General features: G+C 33.6%; 6 protein-coding genes and 1 pseudogene. All 7 read right to left on the bottom strand.

Features of this window, described 5'->3' with window-relative positions; translation table 11 throughout:
- Positions 1 to 121: 121 nt before the first annotated feature.
- The 7 genes and pseudogenes from B5P42_RS29325 to B5P42_RS29300 all read right to left on the bottom strand — a co-directional run bounded on the left by B5P42_RS29325 (position 122) and on the right by B5P42_RS29300 (position 5502).
- Positions 122 to 580 (bottom strand): ASCH domain-containing protein, encoded by a 459-nt coding sequence (locus tag B5P42_RS29325; protein ID WP_044438115.1) that lies wholly within the window; start codon positions 578 to 580, stop codon positions 122 to 124.
- A 37-nt stretch (positions 581 to 617) separates the two neighbouring features.
- A pseudogene (locus tag B5P42_RS32980) lies at positions 618 to 818 on the bottom strand (peptidase M20); the annotation flags it as partial.
- Positions 819 to 1242: 424 nt separating this feature from the next.
- Complete coding sequence (gene bacA, locus B5P42_RS29320) at positions 1243 to 2040, bottom strand: undecaprenyl-diphosphate phosphatase (protein WP_113735890.1); 798 nt, start codon at positions 2038 to 2040, stop codon at positions 1243 to 1245.
- Positions 2041 to 2057: 17 nt separating this feature from the next.
- Positions 2058 to 2795, bottom strand: a complete 738-nt coding sequence (locus tag B5P42_RS29315; RefSeq protein ID WP_002091688.1) for an ABC transporter permease — start codon at positions 2793 to 2795, stop codon at positions 2058 to 2060.
- Complete coding sequence (locus B5P42_RS29310; protein WP_113735889.1) at positions 2788 to 3717, bottom strand: ABC transporter ATP-binding protein; 930 nt, start codon at positions 3715 to 3717, stop codon at positions 2788 to 2790. The genes B5P42_RS29315 and B5P42_RS29310 overlap by 8 nt, the downstream gene beginning before the upstream one ends.
- Positions 3718 to 3785: 68 nt before the next feature.
- On the bottom strand, positions 3786 to 4799 hold the full coding sequence (locus B5P42_RS29305) for a sensor histidine kinase (RefSeq protein WP_002167061.1): 1014 nt from the start codon (positions 4797 to 4799) through the stop codon (positions 3786 to 3788).
- A complete protein-coding gene (locus tag B5P42_RS29300; protein ID WP_060752069.1) occupies positions 4789 to 5502 on the bottom strand; it encodes a response regulator transcription factor in 714 nt (237 codons plus the stop codon). Before B5P42_RS29300 ends, B5P42_RS29305 begins: the two co-directional genes overlap by 11 nt.
- Between the last annotated feature and the right edge of the window lie 375 nt (positions 5503 to 5877).

Here is a 5877-nt window from a genome sequence, read left to right as displayed (position 1 = left end):
TTTTTGTGTTTAATGAAATAAGCTTGTTATTAATGGCTCAAGAAATCCATTGATAACAAGCTTATTTGTTTAAAGATAAATGTATTTATCTAGTATGGACTTCCGGTAAAATCGTTATTTATCATAGCTTCACTTTGTTTTTTACATCGATAAGCTTAAAACGTTCGCAAACGAGCAGCATATCTTCAGAAAAACTAAGACCAAGTTCGCTTAGTTCCTTTGTAAAAAACTGAATATGGGTATCTCTCCAGTAACTATAGGTACGATCGCCTTCGCCTTCAGCGATAGCGAATTCTTCAGTCACTTCATTCATTGGCATTATAGTTACTTCTATTGTCTTAATAATAGCTACAGGTTCATCCTGACTATTGAGTACAATACTATAATCGTTAGTTGTTGGTAGTGGTTCATTTTCTAATTCATAAAAAATATGGCCCGAGCATGTTGCGGTTTTCACACCATCAATGACTAATTGAGCGAGATAATCAGGAGAATCACCAAATTGCCAAGCTGTAACAGATTCTGGTTTTTCATTGTTTCCCCAATAAGTATCCCAATATGATTGTGCTAATGGATTCATTTGTATATTTACCTCACTTTAGTTAAAATTCATTTTTTTATAAGCCTTGAGCAACTTGCTTATTTGTAATAGTTTTGTAGTCATATAAAATCTGGGTTGTTGTATTACGGATTAATACAAGTAATACGCTGAAGGAATATGGTTTATAAACTCGTTCTGTCCATTTATGACCATTTTCCACGTAGACGCCCATATTAATAGACGGGATGTTTGATTTTCGAATTGTTTCGTATGGTAATGGATATAGTTGTTATGTAGTCTATTTGTGATTTGGGCTGCAATAAAGTTAGGATCAATGCCCGATCACCTACACGTACTTCTCTTCCATAAATATAGAAACAAGGAAGAAGTGATGTATAGCAAAGGGATGAGAACGTTAGTTCTATCGTGGTGTAATGGGTAGACTCAATCAATTGAGGTACTTATTTTTACTTCAGTATATGTGTATAAGGAAGAAATGCTATTACTAGGTTCGGATTTCAAATATAGCTTTTAACGTTACATATTTTAATGAAGTGTTGATTAGAAGTAAAGAATATTCGGATTATTAATATTGATCTATTATCCACTGTGCCATATTGAAGTGAGTAATACTAGAGGTGAAATAGATAAAAACCGATATTCCTTGAATATCGGTTTAATAATATGTGACTTATATGAAGCTATAGCAATACGAAAAGTGTAAATACAATGGCTAACAAAATACGATAATATGCAAAAGGTTTTAAACCTATCTTTTCTAAAAGCTTCAGGAAGGTTACTACCGCTAGCATTGCTACTATAAAAGAGGTAATGAATCCTATAGCAAACATAGGAATATCATCCGCACTTAAATACTTCCAACTTTTTAATAAGTCTAAGCCTGTAGCTCCAACCATTACAGGAAGAGCAATGAGAAAAGAGAACTCAGATGCAGCCTTATAATTTACTTTCGCTAATAGACCTCCAGAAATAGTAGAGCCAGCCCTTGAGAAGCCAGGATATACTGCTAAGCATTGAAATAATCCAATTGTTAATGCTTGACGGTATGTTAAATCATCTAGTGAAAAAGCGGTTACCTCTGCTTTTTTTGCTTCTGCAAAAATCATAAGAAATGCTCCTGCTACAAGTCCGATTACGACAGTATACGGCTGGAATAAGTATGCTTTAATAACATCATGTAATAATAAGCCAACAACTACTGCTGGGAATACACCGAGAAAAACATGTAATACATTGAATTTTTTCTCTTTCCGTAGAAGGGGTTTAATATTACATAAAGAAACAAGGCGTTTATGATATAAAATCGCGATAGCTAAAATTGCCCCTAACTGTATGACAATTTCAAACGTTTTTGCCCTTTCTCCTTCAAAACCTAATAAATGTCCGACTAATATAAGATGGCCAGTAGAAGAGATGGGTAAAAATTCAGCTAACCCTTCTACAATGCCAAGTATGAAGGCATTGATAAGATCGCTCATAGTTTCACTCCTATAGATTAATGAATATCTACTCTTTTAAAATAGAATAGTGTTGTAATAAATCCGAAAATAGCTGTTACTGCAATGATGATATAAGAATACTCTGGTGGATAAGTCGGTTGTAATTCGTTATTTGCTATATCTAGAGTAGCGGTCCATGGGAATAGGTCTTTATGTTTTGAATTTACGATCATAAGGTTAGTCATTGTAATAATGATTGTTAATATAATAGGCGGTACATAGGTCTTCATTACAAGAGTTAGTAGTACAATAGGTGAAGACAAAAGAAAGAGAAGTCCACCACATATTAAAAATTTTACGAGAGAGCCTAAAAGTAAGGTGATACTAAACCCAGGGAAGCTACCTACTAGCCCTAATAATAAAGTTAGCGCCCAAGCAACTAAAGTTAGCATCATGATCCAAAGGAATAGAAGGATAAACTTACTTATAATAAAGTTAATACGTGATACTGGGATAGTTAGCAAGTTTTTTAATGTATCTTCCGTGTATTCACGGGTAAATAGATAAGCGATTACAACTCCATATAAGGGGAATCCTATAATTAAAGTAGTGTATAGGTTAACTTCAGTGAACAGTTGACCAAATAAAATAGTTGGAGTAGGCTGCTTTGTCTTCAGGTGTATATAAGAAGCTACAACCACTAAAAATGGCGCGACACCTGCTCCGATAATACTAATCAAAAACATATTGGATCGTTTCAATTTTAATAGTTCTGTATAAAGAAGATTAACCAATTGCGCCACCCCCAACTAGTTTGGTGAAATAATCTTCTAGTCTATCTTCGCTCATCACAATTTTTAATACTTCAACATCATTACGAACTAACGTCCTATTAATGTGTCCTTGCTGTCCAAAGTGAGAATAAACGCGAATATTTCCTTCATCATGTACCTCATAATCAAAAATTTGAAAATGCTTTTCTAATAGCATCGCAGCTTTATTATCATTATTTACCTGGAATTCTATGTACTTACGATTGGCTTTACGCAGTGTATCAAGAGAAACTTCTTCTAATAACCTTCCTTCATGAATAATTCCCATACGATCGACTAGTTGTTCCACCTCAGCTAATATATGACTAGAAATGAGTATCGTTATATTTCTGTCTTGAGCTAAAGATTTAATGAGTTTTCGCATTTCTTTAATACCGATTGGATCTAGTCCGTTAGTTGGTTCATCTAGTATGAGTAGTTCAGGATAATGGAGAAGAGCACGTGCAATTCCTAAGCGTTGCTTCATTCCTAAAGAGTATTTTCCTACTAATTTTTTTGTTTCGTGCTGCAAGCCTACAATTTCTAATGCTTCTTCAATTGCATTCCTTTTGTGAACTCCGATTATCTTTGCATTAATTAATAAGTTCTCTCTTGCAGTTAAGTTTTCATAAAATCCTGGGACTTCAACGATAGAGCCAATTCTTCTTAAAATGTCTTTTGGATTCCAAAGTAAATCCTCACCGAATATTTCTATATTTCCACTTGTAGGTTTTATAAGACTAAGCAGCATACGGATTGTAGTTGTTTTACCAGCACCGTTACGCCCTATGAATCCATAAATCTCTCCTTGCTGTACATTTATATTTAGATTATCTACTGACTTTTGGTTCCCATAAACTTTAGTAAGGTTTGTCGTTTTTATAATTGTATTTATAGGGGGCACCTACTTTCTATAAGTTCTTAATTACATAATAAAAAGGAAGGTTTAACTGCATATTAATCATTTCTTAACTATTTCTTAAAAGTAGTGTGTTTTGGGACGGAAAAACCAAAAGTAGTTCGTTCCCAGGGAATACTGTCAACCCATATACGCCCACCATTTTTTTCAACGAGGGCTTTAGAAATAGAAAGTCCGAGGCCACTACCACCGTAAGAAGGATTTCTTGATTGTTCGCTGCGGTACATCCGCTTAAATACGTTTTGTAAATCATGTTTTGGAATACCGGGTCCCTTGTCCCAAATAAGAATCTCATATTCTGTATTGGTTTCTAGTAGTTCGACTCCTACTATTTTCCCCGCTTTTCCGTGATGGATAGCGTTTTTTATTAGATTACCTATAATTCGTATAAGGCTAAGGTGATCTGCAATAATAGGGGAAGTAGATTCTGGTATGAGAACTTGTAGTTCAATGTTATGTTTTGATAGCTCGGGTAAAAATTCGATTAATACTTCTCTAGTAACCTCAGAAAAATCGAGTTCTTCTTCTTTTAATGGAAACTCATCAGCATCTAGCTTGGCCATATTAAAGATTTCATCGACCAGATGTTTTAAGTCATTCGATTTCTTATAAAGTATTTCAAGATATTCTTGCTTTTCTACTTCAGAAGCAGCGACATCATCTTTTAAAGCATCAATATATCCAATAATAGAAGTAAGTGGTGTCCGGATATCATGTGAGATATTAGATAAAAGTTGTTTTCTAGCTTCTTGGGATTTCCTTGCTTCGATCTGACCCTTTTCTAATGCAGTTATTAAGTCGTTTATTGAAAACACGATACTATTTAGTGAACGGTCGTTATTTGTGAATAGCCTCGTTTGTAAATTCCCTTTAAGTGCACGGCTTAATTTAGTAACCATCGATTCGTTGCTTTGAATAAAGTGAACTCTTGAAAAGAAAAGATATATTGTGATTATGATAAGAGCAATAAATAAAGATATTTTTACATGGTATCCCATATCTATATTTAAAAGTCCGCAAATGATAAGTTGTAATGAAATAAGAAAGAGGACCTTATCATTTTTCAACCTGTTCACCTACAAACTTATAACCGATTCCCCATACAGTCTGAATGAATTTTGGATTGGAAGAATCGATTTCTATTTTCTTTCTAAGCTTTCTAATATGCACCATAACTGTATTATCATCTTCTATATAATTATCGTCCCATACATTCCGAAAGAGTTGTGTTTTCGTAAATACTTGCTCTGGGTTTGAAGCGAAGAATTTTAATAGTTCAAGTTCTTTTCCAGTTAAGTTGATTTCTTTTCCGTTCGTATGGACTGTGTATTTTTTAAAATCGATAGTTAGTCCTTTAAATGTTAAAGCTGTTTTCTCTTGTACGTTAGTGTTACTTCCAAGAACTAAAAAACGTCGCATAAGAGCTTTTACTCTTGCAACCACTTCGTGAATACTGAAAGGTTTCGTAATATAATCATCAGCACCTATGCTTAAGCCCAAAATTTTATCAACTTCGTGATCTTTAGCAGTTAGCATTAATATAGGAATGTTGGTTGTATCTCTAAGTTTTCTACACACTTCGATACCATCTACTTTCGGCATCATAAGATCTAATATAACGAGGTTGTAGTTATTTTGGTTAAATAAGCACAACGCTTCTTCGCCATTAATTGCAGTATCTACCATATATAATTCTCGTTCTAAATATCTTTTTAATAAGTCTCGAATTTCTTTATCGTCATCTGCTATAAGAATACGTATATCTTTCATATCGTCACCTGTTTCTAATAGAATGTTATTGATATTACAACTTGATAAACAAAGGGGAATAGGGAGCGGTAATAAAAAATAAAGCAACTTTCTAATTATATACTATTAATTGTTAAAATAAGGTTGCTAGTTTAGATGAAAAGAATCAATTGTATGAGTTCGGTAAGATGGGGGAAGCGAGTCCTTTGAAATAGAGAAGTGCCTAAATTGAATAGTATTTAGAAGAATAGATTGGTAAAGACAAGTAGACGATGGTTTATATTTTAATGAGATCTTTGTAGGTCCTTATCTAGAGTTAAAAGAGTGCAAAGGTACTAAATTAAATTTCTTTGTAAAAAGGTGTTGACGATTAGTATATAGAGGTGTAATATAGGA

Origin of the sequence: Bacillus sp. SRB_331, assembly GCF_003264175.1 — a bacterium.
In the GTDB taxonomy this organism is placed as follows: domain Bacteria; phylum Bacillota; class Bacilli; order Bacillales; family Bacillaceae_G; genus Bacillus_A; species Bacillus_A mycoides.
This window is presented reverse-complemented; position numbering and strand designations above follow the sequence as displayed.